This is a genomic window from Ferruginibacter sp. SUN106 (assembly GCF_050611765.1).
Classification (GTDB): Bacteria; Bacteroidota; Bacteroidia; order Chitinophagales; family Chitinophagaceae; genus Ferruginibacter.
The window spans coordinates 402,884-420,141 of sequence record NZ_JBODJC010000001.1 but is presented as its reverse complement, the minus strand read 5'-3'; the positions used below and the strand labels follow the sequence as shown (position 1 = coordinate 420,141).

12 protein-coding genes are annotated in these 17,258 nt (G+C 38.8%); 4 read left to right on the top strand and 8 right to left on the bottom strand.

What is annotated here, in order from left to right:
• Positions 1-7: 7 nt before the first annotated feature.
• Positions 8-3,136 carry a PKD domain-containing protein gene (locus ACQ334_RS01645; protein ID WP_430986414.1) on the bottom strand — a complete coding sequence of 1,043 codons (3,129 nt, stop codon included), beginning with the start codon at positions 3,134-3,136 and terminating at the stop codon, positions 8-10.
• 73 nt (positions 3,137-3,209) lie between these two features.
• On the opposite strand from ACQ334_RS01645, the gene ACQ334_RS01640 reads away from it, so the two are divergent.
• From ACQ334_RS01640 to ACQ334_RS01630, 3 genes are all read left to right on the top strand, one after another.
• The gene (locus ACQ334_RS01640) at positions 3,210-4,121 is read left to right on the top strand and encodes a S66 peptidase family protein (protein ID WP_430986413.1); all 912 of its coding nucleotides are present in this window, start codon (positions 3,210-3,212) and stop codon (positions 4,119-4,121) included.
• A gap of 62 nt (positions 4,122-4,183) precedes the next feature.
• Positions 4,184-5,569, top strand: a complete 1,386-nt coding sequence (locus ACQ334_RS01635; protein WP_430986412.1) for a TIGR04222 domain-containing membrane protein — start codon at positions 4,184-4,186, stop codon at positions 5,567-5,569.
• A gap of 21 nt (positions 5,570-5,590) precedes the next feature.
• Positions 5,591-5,851 carry a hypothetical protein gene (locus ACQ334_RS01630; RefSeq protein ID WP_430986411.1) on the top strand — a complete coding sequence of 87 codons (261 nt, stop codon included), beginning with the start codon at positions 5,591-5,593 and terminating at the stop codon, positions 5,849-5,851.
• Positions 5,852-5,855: 4 nt separating this feature from the next.
• Here ACQ334_RS01630 and ACQ334_RS01625 read toward each other — a convergent pair whose 3' ends face one another.
• The 4 genes from ACQ334_RS01625 to ACQ334_RS01610 form a co-directional block, all read right to left on the bottom strand.
• A complete protein-coding gene (locus ACQ334_RS01625) occupies positions 5,856-6,686 on the bottom strand; it encodes an alpha/beta hydrolase (RefSeq protein ID WP_430986410.1) in 831 nt (276 codons plus the stop codon).
• Between the two features lie 34 nt (positions 6,687-6,720).
• The gene (locus ACQ334_RS01620; RefSeq protein WP_430986409.1) at positions 6,721-7,509 is read right to left on the bottom strand and encodes an alpha/beta hydrolase; all 789 of its coding nucleotides are present in this window, start codon (positions 7,507-7,509) and stop codon (positions 6,721-6,723) included.
• Between the two features lie 98 nt (positions 7,510-7,607).
• Positions 7,608-7,913, bottom strand: a complete 306-nt coding sequence (locus ACQ334_RS01615; protein WP_430986408.1) for a rhodanese-like domain-containing protein — start codon at positions 7,911-7,913, stop codon at positions 7,608-7,610.
• 122 nt (positions 7,914-8,035) lie between these two features.
• Positions 8,036-10,051, bottom strand: coding sequence for a KUP/HAK/KT family potassium transporter (locus ACQ334_RS01610; protein ID WP_430986407.1), 2,016 nt, complete (start codon positions 10,049-10,051; stop codon positions 8,036-8,038).
• Between the two features lie 428 nt (positions 10,052-10,479).
• Between ACQ334_RS01610 and ACQ334_RS01605 the strand changes: the two genes are divergently transcribed.
• Positions 10,480-11,283, top strand: a complete 804-nt coding sequence (locus tag ACQ334_RS01605) for a DNA alkylation repair protein (protein WP_430986406.1) — start codon at positions 10,480-10,482, stop codon at positions 11,281-11,283.
• A 60-nt stretch (positions 11,284-11,343) separates the two neighbouring features.
• On the opposite strand, the gene ACQ334_RS01600 is transcribed toward ACQ334_RS01605, so the two are convergent.
• From ACQ334_RS01600 to ftsA, 3 genes are all read right to left on the bottom strand, one after another.
• Positions 11,344-13,497: a PAS domain-containing protein gene (locus ACQ334_RS01600; protein WP_430986405.1), complete on the bottom strand. Its 2,154-nt coding sequence runs from the start codon at positions 13,495-13,497 to the stop codon at positions 11,344-11,346.
• Between the two features lie 218 nt (positions 13,498-13,715).
• Positions 13,716-15,620, bottom strand: a complete 1,905-nt coding sequence (gene ftsZ, locus ACQ334_RS01595) for a cell division protein FtsZ (protein ID WP_430986404.1) — start codon at positions 15,618-15,620, stop codon at positions 13,716-13,718.
• A gap of 168 nt (positions 15,621-15,788) precedes the next feature.
• On the bottom strand, positions 15,789-17,162 hold the full coding sequence (gene ftsA, locus ACQ334_RS01590; RefSeq protein ID WP_430986403.1) for a cell division protein FtsA: 1,374 nt from the start codon (positions 17,160-17,162) through the stop codon (positions 15,789-15,791).
• Between the last annotated feature and the right edge of the window lie 96 nt (positions 17,163-17,258).

Sequence of the window (17,258 nt, the reverse complement as noted above, 5' to 3'; positions counted from 1 at the left end):
GTGATCCTTATCTCAGTAAAATACTCGTACCGTTCTGTACTACTTTCTTACCGTTCCATGGATCTGTATAACTTAGCTGCCAAATATAAGTACCGGCATCAGACCGTACACCTCTACGGGTACCATCCCATCCTTCATTCGGGTTGTTAGTGGCATAAATTAATTGCCCGTAGCGGTTGTACACTTTAAAGGAAAACTCTTTTGCCAGGTCTGCATTGGTAGGCTTCAGTCTATCATTATTACCATCATTATTGGGTGTAAATGCATTAGGCACCATTATCAGGCAGGCAGTTAACACTTTTACTGATATCGCATCCGAAGCAGTACAACCATTATTATCTACCTGTAAAGAATAACTGGCTGTAGCAATAGCGGTATTTATCTGAGAAGTAGTAGCACCATTACTCCATAAATAAGTATAGCCGGCAATTGGTGCAGGGCCTATCTGCAATGTTGTAGCAGGACACAAAACAGTATCGTTACCCAAATTCAGATTAGGCACAGCATATATCTGCACCTGTTTGCTTACCACTGCGTTACCGCAATACTTATCTACACCGGTAAGTGTTATCGTGTAAACGCCTTGGTTAGGATAAGTAAATAATACCGAAGGTTTATTCTGTACCGTCATACCATCACCGTCATTCCAGGTGTAGGTTAAAATAGTAGGGCCGGCCACTTTGGTAAGTGTCATCGATTTATCCGAACAGTACTGAGGAGCAAGGCCTGTAAAATCTATGGTAGGAGCAGCTAATACTTGTACAATTGCAGCCGCAGTATCTTTACAACCATATGTATCTGTAGCCACCAGCTTAATAGTATAAGCATTATTGCTGGTATAAGCATGAGTCGGTGGTGTTTGTCCTGCAAACTGTGTATTATCGCCAAACAACCATAGGTACTGCAGGTTAGTACCGGTGGAGTTATTGGCAAAATTAATGGGTGTGTTAATACAGGTGGTATCTTTTGGTGTGGTAGCAAATGCGGCCTTAAATGAATTACCTAAAGTAACCGTCTGGCTGATCACATCATTACAGGAACCATTATCTACCGTTAACTGTATAGTAACTGACGCCGTAGTAACAGGAAAAAGTTTTGTAACCGTTTGGCCTGTTGCAGTTGATCCATCCGGGAATAACCATGTCCACGAATTGATACCATTGCCACCGGCATGCGATAAAACAACCGTATCCATTTTACAACCAAATTTTACCTGGCTGGTAAATGCAGCAGATGGTTTTACCAATGCATTGAATGCAATTGTTTCTGCAATATTCTGTGCCGCACTGCAGGTATCAGTGATACCACCTCCGTTATGTACTATATAATTACCAAACACATTTACCGGTTGTGCAAACTGCAACTGTACCCATTTGGTATAGCCTAAGGTACCACAGTTGCCATCGGTAACTGCACCGGTAATATTTACTGCAGAAGGGCCGGTAATAGTATAGCCGCTACCATTAGCATTTACTGATGCACACCTGATTGCATTACTGTAAAACAACTTTACAAAAGAAGGATTACACTTATCAAATTGCACTGAATCAAATTTTGGTGCCGGCGCTTTTGTGGTTACAAATGTTTTATTGGCACCATTGGCCATAAAGGCAAAACAGGTATCTGCTAATGTGGTACCATCAGCACCGGGAACAATGGTAACTGCAAAATTGCCTGCAGGTAATGGATTTTGCAACGTAAGAACGGCTTGTGTAATATAATTACCCACACCCCCACAGGTGTAGTTTACATTACTAATGGGCAATGCACCCGGTGTTATAGAAAATTCATTGGCATTGGGTGAAATGGTGGAACACATCACAGGCCTGTCAAAATTCACCACCAGTTTATCCGGATGGCATTCATCAAAAACAACAGATTGAATAGCTGGTGCTACTGTGGTTTGGTTGATGGTAAAAGGAATAGAGATGGGAACCAGTTCATTACTACAGGTATCAATAAAAGTATTACCATCTGCACTGGCAGGGTGAATTACCAATTGATAATTACCGAATGGTAGTGGGTTTGTCATGTTGATATGAATCAGGTCAGCTATTGGATTGGTGCCAGTACAAACACCTTGCAATGATAAAGGAATAATATTACCGGGCTGAATAGTAACCTCACCATTGGAACCAGAGAAAGTTATTGTGTTACATAATACCGGTTTGGTAAGTTTTACATTTAATACTGTTGGAGCACAGCCGGTATAGGAAATATTATCAACTAAAGTTGCAGGTACAGCAGTAATTACAACTGGTACAGTATTACCTATTGGCAATGGATTGCCGCAAAAATCAAGCAATGTATTTAAATCAGTGCCGTCTTTCGCTGTAATAATGTAAGGGCCCGCTGGTAATTGAGCACTGAGTGTTAATGTCAATTCGTCTGTATCAAAACTATTACTGCATGTAACACTTACCGCATTTGTAACGGTAACGCCTGGTGCATTTATAGTAAAATCAGATCCATCTGAAGCGATGCTATTGCACAGAATGCGTTTGTTGAGTTTAACATTCACATGCTTGCGATCGCAGGCAGAAGTAGTGGTAACCATATTGGGAACAACCGGGTCAGTAATACTCGCTGTACCTTTACTAAAACTTAGTGTATAACCATTGGGGGTGTTACTCCAATGACTAACAAGGAGTAAATAATCATGCCCCTGAATCAATGTAGGCATTGCGCTAAAAATAGGTATTCCCCCTCCACAAACAAAAAGAACTGTTTCTGTAGCACTTGTTCCGGTAACGCCAAATAAGCCTGACCAATTACAGCCTACTATTAATGAACTATTGCTATACACTTCGCTATAAGCATGCCCGGTAATATCATACAGCTGCCAGTCATAGTCTTCATTATTGTTATCTGGCGTTATTAAAAAACCCAGAGTGCCAGCAGTATAGCAGGTAAATTTGTACCAGAATGGGTTTTTGTCAGTAAGCCCGGCTCCGCAACCTGGAGGAGTAGCTACTGGTCTGTCTCCACAAAAAGGTACTGTAGTTTGATGAAAGGTTGTGGTTCCGCAAACCGGAAAAGCAGTTTCCGGATTTTGCCCTAATGCTGTGCAGGTTGTTTGTGCTTTTGAAACTAAAGAAACAAATACCATTAAAAAGATAAGGCAGTATATACGCATAAGTAAGTTTTGGATTTGTAAATTTACCCAAAAATCATTCCGCATTTTATAATACTTTGCATAAAATTTACACATGGCGAAAATTCCTCTCTATTTAAAAAAAGGCGACACCATTGGTATTACCTGTCCTGCTGGTTATATGGCTGCAGAAAAAGCGCAGACTTGTATTGCTGTTTTACAACAATGGGGTTACCAGGTAATGGTGGGTAAAACATTGGGGAGCAGTTCGGTAAATTATTTTTCTGCTACTGATGAAGAGCGAAGAGATGAGTTACAGGCAATGCTGGATGATAAAAATATCAATGCCATTTTATGTGGCCGTGGCGGATATGGTACAGGCAGGATAATTGATGCACTGGACTTTACTAAGTTTAAGAAAAATCCTAAATGGATAATAGGATTCAGTGATATTACGGTTTTGCACAGTCATATTTATGCCAACTTAAAAATTGCTTCATTGCATGCACCTATGGCTGCAGCTTTTAATGACGGAGAATACAAAAATGAATTCATACAATCTTTACAAAAAGCAATTACAGGAAAAAAAGCAACGTATAAAATTGCGCCGCATGAATTTAATACAACTGGTATTGCCACCGGCGAACTGGTTGGCGGCAATCTTTCTTTACTGGCGCATTTAACCGGCACGGCATCCGACATCAATACTAAAAATAAAATTTTATTTATTGAAGATATCGGCGAATACATTTACAATATCGATCGTATGTTGTATCAAATAAAACGTAGTGGTAAGTTAGATAAACTTGCTGGCCTGATCATTGGTGGTTTTACTGATATGAAAGATACCGAAAGGCCTTTTGGAAAAACGATGTATGAAGTGATCAGAGAAATTATTGCGGAATATGATTACCCGGTTTGTTTTAATTTCCCTGTTAGTCATGGCAAAGAAAACTATGCGTTGAAAGTGGGCGGCAGTTACGAATTAAAAGTCACTGGTAAAACAGTACTGCTAAAAGAAAAATGACAACAATTTGGTAACATGAAAAATTTGGAGACCGCTCTTTCATCATTATAATTTTGTGAAAAATGAACCAACTTTCACAACAGGAGTTGTGGGAAAAAATCCGAAACTTTCAGCTTGATGACCCTGCATCCGCTTTCCCCTTCTCCCAAAAACTAGCACAAGAAAACAACTGGACAATCACATTTACCAACAGGGCAATTGAAGAGTACAAAAAATTTATTTTTCTCTGCTGCATCTCTCCCACCGGTGCTTCGCCTTCCACCATTGTAGATGAAGTATGGCATTTACACCTTACCTACACCGACAATTACTGGAACTATTTTTGTAAAAAAACATTGGCAAAGGAAATTCATCATCATCCCAGTAAAGGTGGTACTGATGACAAAGAAAAACATGTAAACTGGTATGCGGCAACATTACTGTTGTATGAACAACAGTTTAATACCAGGCCGCCCCAGGATATCTGGCCGCCTGATAATGAAACCGTAACTGAAATTGAAGCAGACATTTATGAACCGTCTTTTTTCAAACGCATACTTTTCCTTTTTGCATCGGCAGTAGTACTTTTTATTTTAGGCACCAATCTTTTTCATACCAAAGGACAAGATTTTTTGGGCTACTATCTTATTATATGCATTGCAGGAATAGTAGTGTTATTGATCAGCCAGTTGCATAAGAACAGCAGGCTGAAAACGATCATCGAAAATAACCTGCCGCAAAAATTTACACCTTACCAGATGGCCAGGTTTTTATATGGCAATCATCGGTGTTATCAAACCGCATTGGTTGATTTGTTAAGAAGGGGCATTATACAAACCAGTGGCAACGATTACAAAATTGCAAGGCCTAAAGTATATGCTACAGCAGGAGATGATAATCCACTGTTGCAACCACTGATGCGGCAATTTAATGAAGATGATATTTTTACTTACAATGAAGGCCTGGGATTAATTGACAGAGATACTGTTTTACATCCCGGGCTGGAACGATTACACCGCCTTTCAAAAAAAGTAGATTATTTAAAACTGGTCATTCCGGGTATTGTTTTACTGCCTGGCTTTGCAAGGTTTTTACAAGGTATGGCCAATGATAAACCGGTAGGCTTCTTAGTATTTGAAATGGGCGCATTCGGCTTTATTGCACTGGCAATTCTGCAATATTTTTCTTATACCAAAACAGTAAGAAATCACCTGGGTGTGTACTGGGATGAACAAAACAGTTATGGGCAAAGCAGCAATGTAATTAACAACTTTACTATTTTAGGTGCGGCAGCTATTGCAGGTTTTGCAGAGTACAGCATATTAAAAAATACTTTCACTACGTTTGCGGCTAAAGAAAAAAAATCGTATTCAGGTGATAGCTCTGCAGGATGCAGCAGCGGTTGTGGCAGCAGTTGTGGTAGTAGTTGCGGAGGAGGAGGTTGCGGTGGCTGTGGTGGTGGTGATTAAATTAGCAGCATAAAAATATTCATGGAATTTAAAAAGATCTACCTGCCCAGAATAAGTATTATCATTTGCCTGGCATTGGTAATTGCAGGCATCATTTATTGTATTACAACTGAACAAGCTAATGGCATTGGATTACTGGCAATGCTGCTGTTACTCTCTTTCGCCCTGATCATCTATCTTATCTTACTGGCATTCAGCTTTTCTGCTATTGGTAAAAATAGTCCTTATGGCTTGTTTTTTATCTGCCTTATACCGGCCCTTGTTTTTTTGTATTACTATTAATGATTTAATTTTTCAATAAACTGTCCAGCTTTTGTTTATACAGATCAAAAGTAGCCAGGTTATGATGCGTACCCTCTTCTATTGTTATAAATTCATCTGTTGGCTTTAAAACACTTTTTAATTTTGATGCACAACGGTATGGTATTACCCAATCGTTAGTACCGTGAAAAATGGTAATGGGATATTTAACCTGCTGCAGATATTTGTTAGTAGGAATTTTATAGGTTATCATTCTTTGTGTGGGATACATAAAAGCATACGCTGCAAATACATCTGGAATACTATAGTAAGGTGTTTCAAGAATTAATCTTTTACAATCTGTTTGCGATGCCACATAAGCAGCAATGCCTGAGCCTAACGATTTGCCGTATAAAATAATACTGTCTTTGCCAAACCTGCTTAATGCCATGTGCTGCAGTTCCAATGCCTGGCGGTATAATTTTTCTTCTGTCCTGTTGCCGGTACTTTTTCCATAGCCGGGATAATCTTCCATCCACACTTCGTAACCATTTTTTGTAAAAACATTTACAAACTTTGCATAGCGCTCAATATTTTGTTTGTTGCCATGAAAATATAATACCACTCCTTTTCTTATTGAATCTCCTGGAAAAAATTTTACCATGCTCATGGTATCGGTTTCATTAAAAGGAATCTTCATTTCCTGGAAGGGTACGTTAAAATGAAACACATGATTAGCAGCAAATTTTTCCGGCTTAAATAAAATATATTCCTGCAAATAAAACATTCCAATACCAATAATGAAGTACAGCAATACAATTACTTTTATCCAGCGGAAGAGCCTGCGCTTCATCAAACCTTGCTTTTCATTATTCATTATTAATTATTAAATTATTCATTACTCGTTTCCACTACACCTGCAGTATATCCCTTATAAAATTATGGTATTCCGGAAATGTGGGCAGGTTATTATGTTTGCCGCCTTGTATTCTTATCAAAGTTATTTTTCGTGGATTCAGTTGCTGTAATTTTTCGCTGTTGCTGATGGGTATTAAAAAATCTTTGGTGCCGTGTAAAATATAAGTATGGCAATTTACTTTAGGCAACCACTTATCGGTACGCAAATGAAAACGCAAAATATATTTCACCGGTAAGATGGGTAAAAAACGTTCAATAGTTTTTTTAAAACTAAAATAAGGTGCATCTAAAATTAAATAGCGGGGGGTATTATCTGCCGCCAGTTTTGCTGCAAAACCGCTGCCCAAACTTCTGCCATATACAATCAGGTGATTTTGCGGATAGGTTTTAGTAAGTGTATCATACACAAACTGCATATCATTCAGCATATCTTTTTCATTGCGCTTACCGGTGCTTTTACCAAAGCCGCGATAATCCACCAACAGCACATCATATTTATAGCGATAGAAATCTTTAGCATATTTTGCCCAGCCTTTTATGCTGCGGCTGTTGCCATGAAAATATAAAATAAGGCCCAGGGGATTTTTAGTATAAAAGTGCAGCCCGTTTATTCGTACCCCTTCTTCCACATCAAAAAACAATTCCCTGAAAGGTGCATCGTATTTGTAAATAAAATCCTGGCGTAATTTTTCCGGTTTAAAAATAAATTTTTCCTGCACAAAATAAATGATCACCGAAAGCACCGCAATACCGCCAATGATATAAAGAATGATGTGAAGCAATGTGTAGTGGTTAGTTTATAAGTGCGTAGTTAATGCATGCTGTTAAATTAGTTATTCTATACTTAACATCAAACTTATACGTCAATAATTCCACTTTATCAATCAGGGGTAAATGTTTTCTTCCATGCTTCGGTGCCGCCAATAAGATTAACCAGGTTGGTAAAAGGAAATTTTTCCTGCAGGCGCTGGATAGCGATCTGGCTGCGGATGCCTTTGCGGCAATAGATAATCACAGGTTTATCAGTTGCAATTTTTTCTACTTGTTGTGCAATTCCTCCCAGTGGAATCAGTTCTCCACCAATATTGAATTCTTCATGCTCTTCAGGTTCTCTTACATCTATCAATTGAAGATCTTCTTTAGCATTAATTTTTTGTAAAAGTGCTGTTGCTGTTATGGATTGCATGATTGCCGTGTTGAAGTGTTACAGATTTATATCCATATCAACTATAAATACCCAAGTAATTAAAAAAGAATATGGTCAGCATAAACTTACAGTGATTGTTAGTAAAATAACAGTACTGCCCCTTATGATGCGTAGTCTTCTTCCTCTTCGTCGGTATAAATTCTTGTTAGCTTTAATTTACTTACCGGCGCTACTATCAACGGAAATTTTTCTACCTGCACTTTACTTTGTTCCAGCCCAAAACCTTTTTCTTCGCTCAGCGATACTTCTTTTACCCAGAAGTATAAACGCATGATCAGTTTTTCAAAGAAAGGCAATTCATTATCCTGCGATAAAAATTTCTCCATCACCACAAACTGAAAATCGCCGGTTACATTATTTCGTTGCTGGCTTTCATAACGGCTGGTTACATTCACTTCACGGTTAGCAACCAGGTCTTCCACTACTTTTTTAAACATCAGGTTGATTCTTGGCGCTATTCTGAAACCCAGCCTGAATTCCACACGGATGATATCATTAGGAATAATATGTTCTACCGAATATTCAGAAGTATAAGGATCATCCAATGTATCTACATGTACAAACCAGTAAATATCGGCACGTTTGGGTTTACCACTTAGTATGCTGTAAATAATTTTATGTTCAATTTCTTTAGGATTGTTGGCACTGGTTAAGTATACTAAATGCGTGGCATATTTTGGTACGGTAACATCATTACTCAGCTCTTCCAGCTTAGGAATATATTCTTCCAGCCTTACAAACTCCACGTAACGGTTTTTAATTTTACGGGCCCTGTACCACACATACATTACTGCAAATAAAGCACCGCCTACAATTAAAGTAACATAACCGCCATGAGGGAATTTATCTAAATTGGCAATTAAAAAACTGATCTCGATGGTTAAAAAAACTGACAGGAACAAATAGATAAGTACCGGTTTTACCCTTCGGGAGATCATGTAATTGGAAAATAAAATAGTGGTGGCTAACATACATAATGTTATGGCCAAACCATAAGCCGCACCCATGGCGCTGGACGTTTGAAAATATAATACAATGCCTACGCAACCTGCAAATAATAAAGTATTGATACCGGGTATAAACAACTGGCCTTTTGCTTCGGTAGGATAAATGATCTTCATTTTTGGCCACAGGTTCAGGCGAATTGCTTCACTTATTAAAGTAAACGAGCCGCTTATTAATGCCTGGCTGGCAATAATGGCAGCGGCAGTGGCAATGATGATACCGGTTACTAAAAACCATTCCGGCATCACTTCAAAAAAAGGATTTTTCATTGCAACAGCGCCGGGTATTTTTTTTAAAAGATCGCTGGTGGCATATATTTTCCCTTCATTGTGCAACAGCCATGCACCCTGCCCAAGGTAATTTAAAATCAAACAGATCTTTACAAATACCCAGGTGTAACGGATATTGGCCCTGCCGGTATGCCCCAGATCGCTATACAAAGCTTCGGCACCCGTGGTACATAAAAACACTGCCCCTAACAACCAGAAGCCCTTGGGGTAAGTGACTAAAATATCAATGGCATAATAGGGATTAAAAGCTTTTAAAATACCCCATTCATCAGAGATATGCGATAACCCCAAAACAGCCAGCATCATAAACCATATCAGCATTATGGGCCCAAACATTTTACCAATGCTGGCGGTACCAAACTGCTGCATAAAAAACAAGAAGGTTAAAATACCAAGTATAATTAAAATGATAGTTTGTTCTGTGATCTTTTCCAGCCCTGGAATATTCTTCATACCCTCTACTGCGGAAGCTACCGATATAGGAGGCGTGATCATTCCATCTGCAAGCAAGGCGGCACCGCCAATCATGGCAGGAATTACCAGCCATTTTTTTTGCCGGCGTACCAATGTATATAAAGAGAAGATACCACCTTCACCACGGTTATCTGCCCTTAATGTAAGTGCTACATATTTAATGGTGGTTTGCAGTGTAAGCGTCCAGATGATACAGGAAAGGCCACCAATGATCAGCAATGGCTCGATCTTTTTCCCGTTGATAATTTCACTGAATACATAAAGCGGGGAAGTACCGATATCGCCGTAAATAATTCCTAAGGCAACAATTAAACCTGCTGCCGTAACCTTGTTAACATGTTTGGACACTACAAAAAATTTTAACGTTCATAAAGAATGGCGGCGCAAGATAGGCAACCTGCATCATTCTGGCATTATGGCCTGCTGGCAAACAGAACCGTAATCCTTAACAACGTACTACCGGCGGTTTCATTGCTGTATAGTAAGCCGTTTTTAAAAAACAGCTACAAATGTAGATTGAAAATAAATATAAGGGGCGGATTATTTTTAATGGTAGAAAACCTGCACTGCTGCCCGTTTTGCTACAGAAAGTAATAGGGCTGAAAATGAGTTGTGCCTGCGGCGCAGTATGTATTGCCACGCCTGTCCCGGTTATTTGTAGAGAGCACAGCAGCACTGAAAATGCATTTGTTCAGGGCATAAAACTTGCATAACCAAAGTGTTGCATTTATATTTACAGATAAGCAGGGGTTTTGTAAATATTGCTGCTTAAAATTATGGCTACTAAAAACAAAACCAGCCCGGTAAAAACAGCCAATAAAAAAACTGCTGCGGTTAAAAATATAACTGCAAAAGATACAGCTGTAAAACTTACTGCCGCACATTTTATTGCAAGGCTGCAGGCGTTACAATCGGATGAAGAATTGAAAAAGATTCAACGCTATTTTAAATCGGGGGAAGGGCAATATGGCGAGGGGGATACTTTTATGGGAGTAAAAATGGGACAGCTGTTTGCATTAGCCATCGCATTTAACGGAATGCCCATTACAGAAATAGAAAAGCTTTTGCAAAGTAATATCCATGAAGTAAGAGCCGGTGCCATCAGTATCATGGATAAAGAGAGCCGGAGTAAAAAAATTACCCCGGCCAGGCTGAAAGCATTCTACGACTTGTACATGCGCCGGCACGACAGCATTAATAACTGGGACCTGGTTGACCTCGGTTGTTTATATATGACTGGCAGTTATCTTTTTGATAAACCAAAACAGGTATTATATAAGCTGGCAAAATCAAAAAATATATGGGAAAGAAGAACAGCCATATTAAGCACCTGTTATTTTATAAGAAAGGGAGAAACAGCAGATACTTTTAAAATTGCTGAACTGTTATTAAAAGATAAGGAGGATCTTATACACAAGGCAACGGGATGGATGCTGCGTTTTGCAGGTGATAAAGAGCCAAAAAAATTATCCGCTTTTTTAGATGAACATGCAGTTACAATGCCACGTACTTTATTACGTGGTGCTATTGAAAAATTACCCGCCGCTAAAAAAGGGTATTATATGGGTTTGAAAAAATGATGGAGATAATCCATATCTCAATCATTTATAGCCAGCACATTTGTTCCTGCAATTTTACAATCACACCGCAATAGGAAAAGCAACTCTTAACTCACAGCCTCTGCCTGGCTGAGAAACAAAATCGGCGGTACCATTATACGTTGCCGCACGGCTTTTAATGTTATCCACCCCAATACCATTTTGTTTTTTCAAAGTATCAAAACCAATTCCGTCATCAGTAATAGCCAACTGAACCATTTTTTTATTTTGTAAGAGTTTGATGGTTATTTTTCTGGCCTTTGCATGCTTTATAATATTATTCAGTTGCTCCTGTACAATTCTGAAAATATTCAGCTTGAGTTTTTCATTTACGCTTTTTTCATTAAAAGAGTATAAAGCACATTTTATTTTTAATGAACTTACTTCCATTGTATCATCTGCAATATTTTCAATAGCAGCACAAAGGCCAAGGTTTTTAATAATGTCCGTAGAAAGCCCTTTGCTTAATTTTCGTATTTCTTCAATTGCTGTAAGTGTATATTCTGAAGAACGGCTTAAGTACATTGCAGTATTAGGTCCTCCTTTTTTTGCCATTTCAAGGAACATTCTTGATGCACCCAGTAACTGGTTAATATTATCATGCAATTCTTTACCAATATTGGAGCGTTCCATTTCTTTGGCATCTTCCGCAGCATCGGTAATTTGTTTTTCCTTCAGCCTTATTTCAATATCCAGTTTTTCTTCCAGTTCTTTCTGGCGGCTCAGGTCCTGCATAGCACCAATCATACGGTAAGCCTTACCTGCAGTATCCCGGATTATGCTTGCTCTTACATACACTCTTGCCTCAGAACCATTGGCCCTTGTAACCCGGTAAGCATGTTCCCATTTCATAGTGCTGGAAATAATAGCCAGGTGTAATTCTTTTTTAATTATTTTTTTATCATCCGGATGCAGGTAATTACTCCAGTCGGTGATCATATTACCTTTATTATTTTTTATATGGTAACCAAATAGCTCTTCAAATCCTTCGCCGATAAATACATCATTGGTGGTTAAATTCCAGTCCCAGATCACATCAAAAGAAAGTCTGGTAGCCAGTAAAAACTTTTCGCTTTCTTCTTCATGCATGGCAATTTGTTCCTGTAGTTTTTTCCCCAGGTCCTGTTCACTGCTAACATCTTGTATGGCACCAATTAAACGTATTGCCTTTCCTTCATCATCTCTCACAATACTTGCCCTGCTGGTGGTGGCAGCTAAAGAACCGTCACGTCGTTTTAACGTAAAGCTATCCTCCCAGGTTTTACTGCCCGAAGCAACAGCCTGTAATAATTTATTTTCCACCGCTTCTCTTTCCCCGGTAACCAGGCAGTGGCAAAAATCCCTGAAATCCATTGTGTTATTTTTTAACTTATAACCAAACACTTCCGCAATGCTATCGCCTACATATATCTGGCCGGTAGTGGTATCCCAGTCCCACATTACATCGTAAGAGGATTGCGCAATGTATTTTATCCACTCGTTATTTTCGGCCAGCATAGCATCTGCTTTTGCAAGTGCTTCAGCAATATTGTCGTCTACAATTTTTTGTTTCTGCTTATCGATATTTTTTTGTTTCGATTTTGCGATCACAATATTATTGGCTATTATTTTTTCTTTTTTTACATCTATCGCTTTTTGTTTAGATTTAGCCATCACAATATTATCCGCTACTACCTTTTCTTTTTTAACATCGATAGCTTTTTGTTTGGTGGCTACCTTCACAATATCATCCGCCACTATTTTCGCTTTCCGGCTATCAATGTTTTTTTGATTTTGTAAACGTACTGTTACATCTGTAATGGTAGTGATCGATTTTTCAATACCATGTTCTCCTATAAAAACAGCAGAAGTAATTTCGCAGGGTAATGGCTTACCACTTTTTTTTATTGCAAATACCAGGGCTTTGGATTTACCTTCAGCTGTTCTTTGCTTCATCATTTTTTTGAAACTACCTTCTTTAATATCAAAAATATCAGCCCGCTTTTTAGTGAGTAGTTCTTTTTTAGAATAGCCCAGCAGTTTGCAGCAGGCACTATTAGCCATTATTATTTTACCAGTGCTTACTATAATAATAACATGCGCCTCAGCCACATTATCAAATGCAAGTTGACTAAGATTATCATCAGCATGAGTGGCAGTAGACTTTTTATTAGCCGTGGTAGTTGGTTTGCTGATGTTTTGCGAAACTTTACGCATAAACATATAAGGTTAATTAGTAAGGTAGCTTTTATTATGCACAAACCAGTTTTTATTATTTATAGCTATTTATACGTAAACCATAACAGCATACCTTTTGTTACAGGCAAAAATTATATAAAAAACAGCCCCGCTGTAAAAGCGGGGCCACACAAACATACCAAATACAAAACTTCGTATATAATACTATGTGAGTAAAACTCACATAGCAAAAAATATTAATCGGGTTTCTTTCCTTCTAAAAATGTGTTGATAGTACTGATCTCAGCTTGATTATTATCATCAGATTTTACAGTATAGTTGCTGTAAAAATTTTCTACGTCTGCAATGGAATTATGCAATTCCATATTGCGGCGAAGGTAAGCTGGCACCGTTTCAAACTCATTATTCGGATCGGCTGCATTGATGTTGAATGACAAATTACGCAGCTTCGCAATGCGTTCTATAGCCCGGCGCCTGAGTTCTTCTGTTTCGTCCTGCGGTGCAGGCTCCTCAACATTAGACATCATGATGGGCTGAGTTTGTTGTACAAGTTGCTCTTCCTCCGCCGCTTGATGGGATTTAACCACCAGTTGCATTTCAATTTCAGGTTCGTCGGCCTTCATTGTTAACTGCATTGGCGGTAGCTCCTCGGTAGAATTGGATTCTGGTTTAGGCTGTTCCTCCACATAGATCTGTGATGGCTTTGCCAATTTAACCCCCGACGAAGGGGCATTGCTAGCTTCTTTATTCGTAGCTGAAATATTTGTTTGAACGCTGGTTTTGCTAATGGGTTTTTCTGTGGGTACCGGAGTTGTGGGTATATCAAACGCCACTACAGGTGTTTGATCTGCGGCCGAAGATATTTCAAAAAACACTGGCGCTTCTTCAATCTTTTCCCCAGTAGTTTTACGTGGTAGTTCCACTTTTATTTGTTCAATTTTTGTTTCAATTAATGTTGGCATCATCTCATCTTCCTTTGCCTGCATTACTGGTGTTTCACTTATTTCTGCAATGGCCTGCTCTTCTTCTTTTTCATCAAATTGTAAGGTTGGTTGCAGTACAGGTTTCATCACTTTGCTAACAGGTTGTTCTTTTACCGGCATCTCCAGTTGCATTATAATCTTATCTGTTTTCTTTTCTTCTTCCACTACTTCTGCTTTCTTTTCAAACGGATCTTTATGTTCAAAACCTGTAGCTATTAATGTAATACCGATCTCGCTGCCTAAAGTATTATCATACCCCAAACCTAATATCACATCGGTATCTTCTCCCGCATTACTTAATAAATAATTCTGAATGACTTCCACTTCATCCATAGTAAATTCATGTTCGCCTTCGGCAGAATTGATATTGATCAATATCCATTTAGCACCACGGATATCATTGTCATTCAGCAACGGAGAATTCAATGCATTTTCAATGGCCAGCTGTGCCCTGTTTTCGCCTGCGGCAGATGCACTACCTAAAATAGCCACACCGCCATTACTCATTACAGTGCATACATCGGCAAAATCCACATTGATCTGGCCGGTACTATTAATAACATCGGTGATACATTTTGCTGCTGTTGCTAAAACATTATCTGCTTTTGCAAAAGCTTCTTTCATTTTTAAATTACCAAACTGGTGACGGAGTTTATCATTACTGATCACCAATAAAGTATCCACATGATTTTTCAACAACATAATACCTTCTTCTGCCTGCGCAATTCTTTTCTTGCCTTCATAAGCAAATGGCGTGGTAACAATACCAACGGTAAGTATGCCCAGATCTTTACAGATTTTTGCCAGAATAGGCGCACCACCTGTACCTGTACCACCACCCATACCGGCAGTGATAAAAGCCATCTTGGTATTCACTTCCAGGATGCGTTTTATTTCTTCTAAACTTTCTTCCGTAGCCTGCCTTCCAATTGCAGGATTAGCACCGGCACCTAAACCTTGCGTAAGGTGCGGCCCCAACTGAATTTTGTTAGGCACTTTACTCTGCGAAATGGCCTGCGCATCGGTATTACAAATAATGAAGTTTACGCCTTCAATATTTTGTGAGAACATGTGGTTTACTGCATTACTGCCTCCCCCGCCAACACCTATCACCTTAATGATGGAAGACTGTTCTTTTGGCAAATCAAAATGTATCATAGCTTATTTGTTTTAAGCGTTTACCGGATTTGTTAAGGAAATTCCGATGAACACTGTTAGAATTTATCAGCACTTGTTTTCAATTAGTAAAAAAGAAAACGTACTGCATATTAATCATGGGTTAGTTAAGAACTTTTTTTCATGGTCTGACGTCCTCGTCTGACCTTGTTACAACTTAGCGTCTTCTTCTTCTTTAAATAAATCTATCAGGCCGTTTTTAAATCCGTCCATAAAGCCTTTTAGGGTTTTGCGTTGTTTTAGTTTTACCGGTTTGGTTTCTTCAGCTACCACATCTAATACTTCATCAACAGGTTGTTGCTGCAAACTATCGGGCACTTCCACTTTTCTGAAAGTTTCTTCAAATTGTTTGTTTTTATTTTCGTAGTCGTTATAGCCTTTCAATATTAAACCAATACAGGTGCTGTACATCGGTTTAGCCAATTCATCAATATGGCCTGATGCCAAATGTTCATTAGGATAACCAATTCTTGCATTCAGCCCGGTAACATATTCTGTTAACTGAATTAAATGTTTTAACTGAGAACCACCACCGGTTAAGATGATACCACCATTCAACATTCTGGTATCTAAACCAACCTGTTTTAAATGATAGGTAACAAAATCCATGATCTCACTCATACGTGCCTGTATGATAGCCGCTAAATTCTTTACAGAAATTTCTTTGGGTGCCATACCACGCAAACCAGGAATGGTAATGAATGCATTTGATTTGGCTTCATCGCTTAAAGCACTGCCAAACTGTACTTTCATTTGTTCGGCCTGTGTTTTTAAAACACCTAAACCGGTTTTAATGTCGTTGGTAATATTTTCGCCACCAAAAGGAATAACCGCAGTATGTTTTAAAATGCCTTCGTAAAAAACAGCAAGATCAGTGGTACCACCACCAATATCTACAATAGCAACACCAGCTTCAAGATCCTGGTCGCACATAACTGCTGCAGCAGAAGCTAATGGTTGCAACACCAGGTCTTTTGTTTGCAAACCTGCTTTCTCCACACTTCTGTTGATATTGCGTATGGCATTTTTATCTCCTGTTATAATATGAAAGTTAGCACCCACTTTTACACCACTGTACCCAATGGGGTTAGGAATATTCTGAAAATTATCTACCGTAAATTCCTGTGGTATCACATCAATGATCTGGTCGCCTGCAGGAATATAAGTGCGGTACTGATCTGCAATTAAGCGATCAATTTCTCCCTGGCTTATTTCATCTTCTACCGCCTGGCGTACAATATCGCCACGGGTTTGTAAACTTTTTATATGATGACCTGCAATACCTACATACACTTCTCCTATTTCCAGATTAGGATTACTGTCGTAGCAATTCTTTAATGCCATTTCAATGGCTTTGATGGTTTGATCGATGTTCAACACCATGCCGTGTTGCACACCGTTACTATTGGCACGGCCAAAACCGAGTATCTCCAGTTTGCCGTATTCATTTTTGCGACCGGCAATAGCAGCAATCTTTGTGGTGCCGATATCCAGGCCTACAATGATGGGTTGTTCGTGATTCATAATTGTATGTATTTGTGTGTTTGTGTCTGGTTAATGGTTCATGATTCATGGTTGATGGTTCATGGCAGAGCCTGAAAATTTACAGTGCTTTACTAT

What these genes read in the sequence shown, in the direction of transcription:
- ACQ334_RS01645 (WP_430986414.1), bottom strand. Translation starts at nt 3,136, where the DNA reads ATGCGTATATACTGCCTTATCTTTTTAATGGTATTTGTTTCTTTAGTT.
- ACQ334_RS01640 (WP_430986413.1), top strand. Translation starts at nt 3,210, where the DNA reads ATGGCGAAAATTCCTCTCTATTTAAAAAAAGGCGACACCATTGGTATT.
- ACQ334_RS01635 (WP_430986412.1), top strand. Translation starts at nt 4,184, where the DNA reads ATGAACCAACTTTCACAACAGGAGTTGTGGGAAAAAATCCGAAACTTT.
- ACQ334_RS01630 (WP_430986411.1), top strand. Translation starts at nt 5,591, where the DNA reads ATGGAATTTAAAAAGATCTACCTGCCCAGAATAAGTATTATCATTTGC.
- ACQ334_RS01625 (WP_430986410.1), bottom strand. Translation starts at nt 6,686, where the DNA reads ATGAATAATGAAAAGCAAGGTTTGATGAAGCGCAGGCTCTTCCGCTGG.
- ACQ334_RS01615 (WP_430986408.1), bottom strand. Translation starts at nt 7,913, where the DNA reads ATGCAATCCATAACAGCAACAGCACTTTTACAAAAAATTAATGCTAAA.
- ACQ334_RS01605 (WP_430986406.1), top strand. Translation starts at nt 10,480, where the DNA reads ATGGCTACTAAAAACAAAACCAGCCCGGTAAAAACAGCCAATAAAAAA.
- ACQ334_RS01600 (WP_430986405.1), bottom strand. Translation starts at nt 13,497, where the DNA reads ATGCGTAAAGTTTCGCAAAACATCAGCAAACCAACTACCACGGCTAAT.
- ftsZ (WP_430986404.1), bottom strand. Translation starts at nt 15,620, where the DNA reads ATGATACATTTTGATTTGCCAAAAGAACAGTCTTCCATCATTAAGGTG.
- ftsA (WP_430986403.1), bottom strand. Translation starts at nt 17,162, where the DNA reads ATGAATCACGAACAACCCATCATTGTAGGCCTGGATATCGGCACCACA.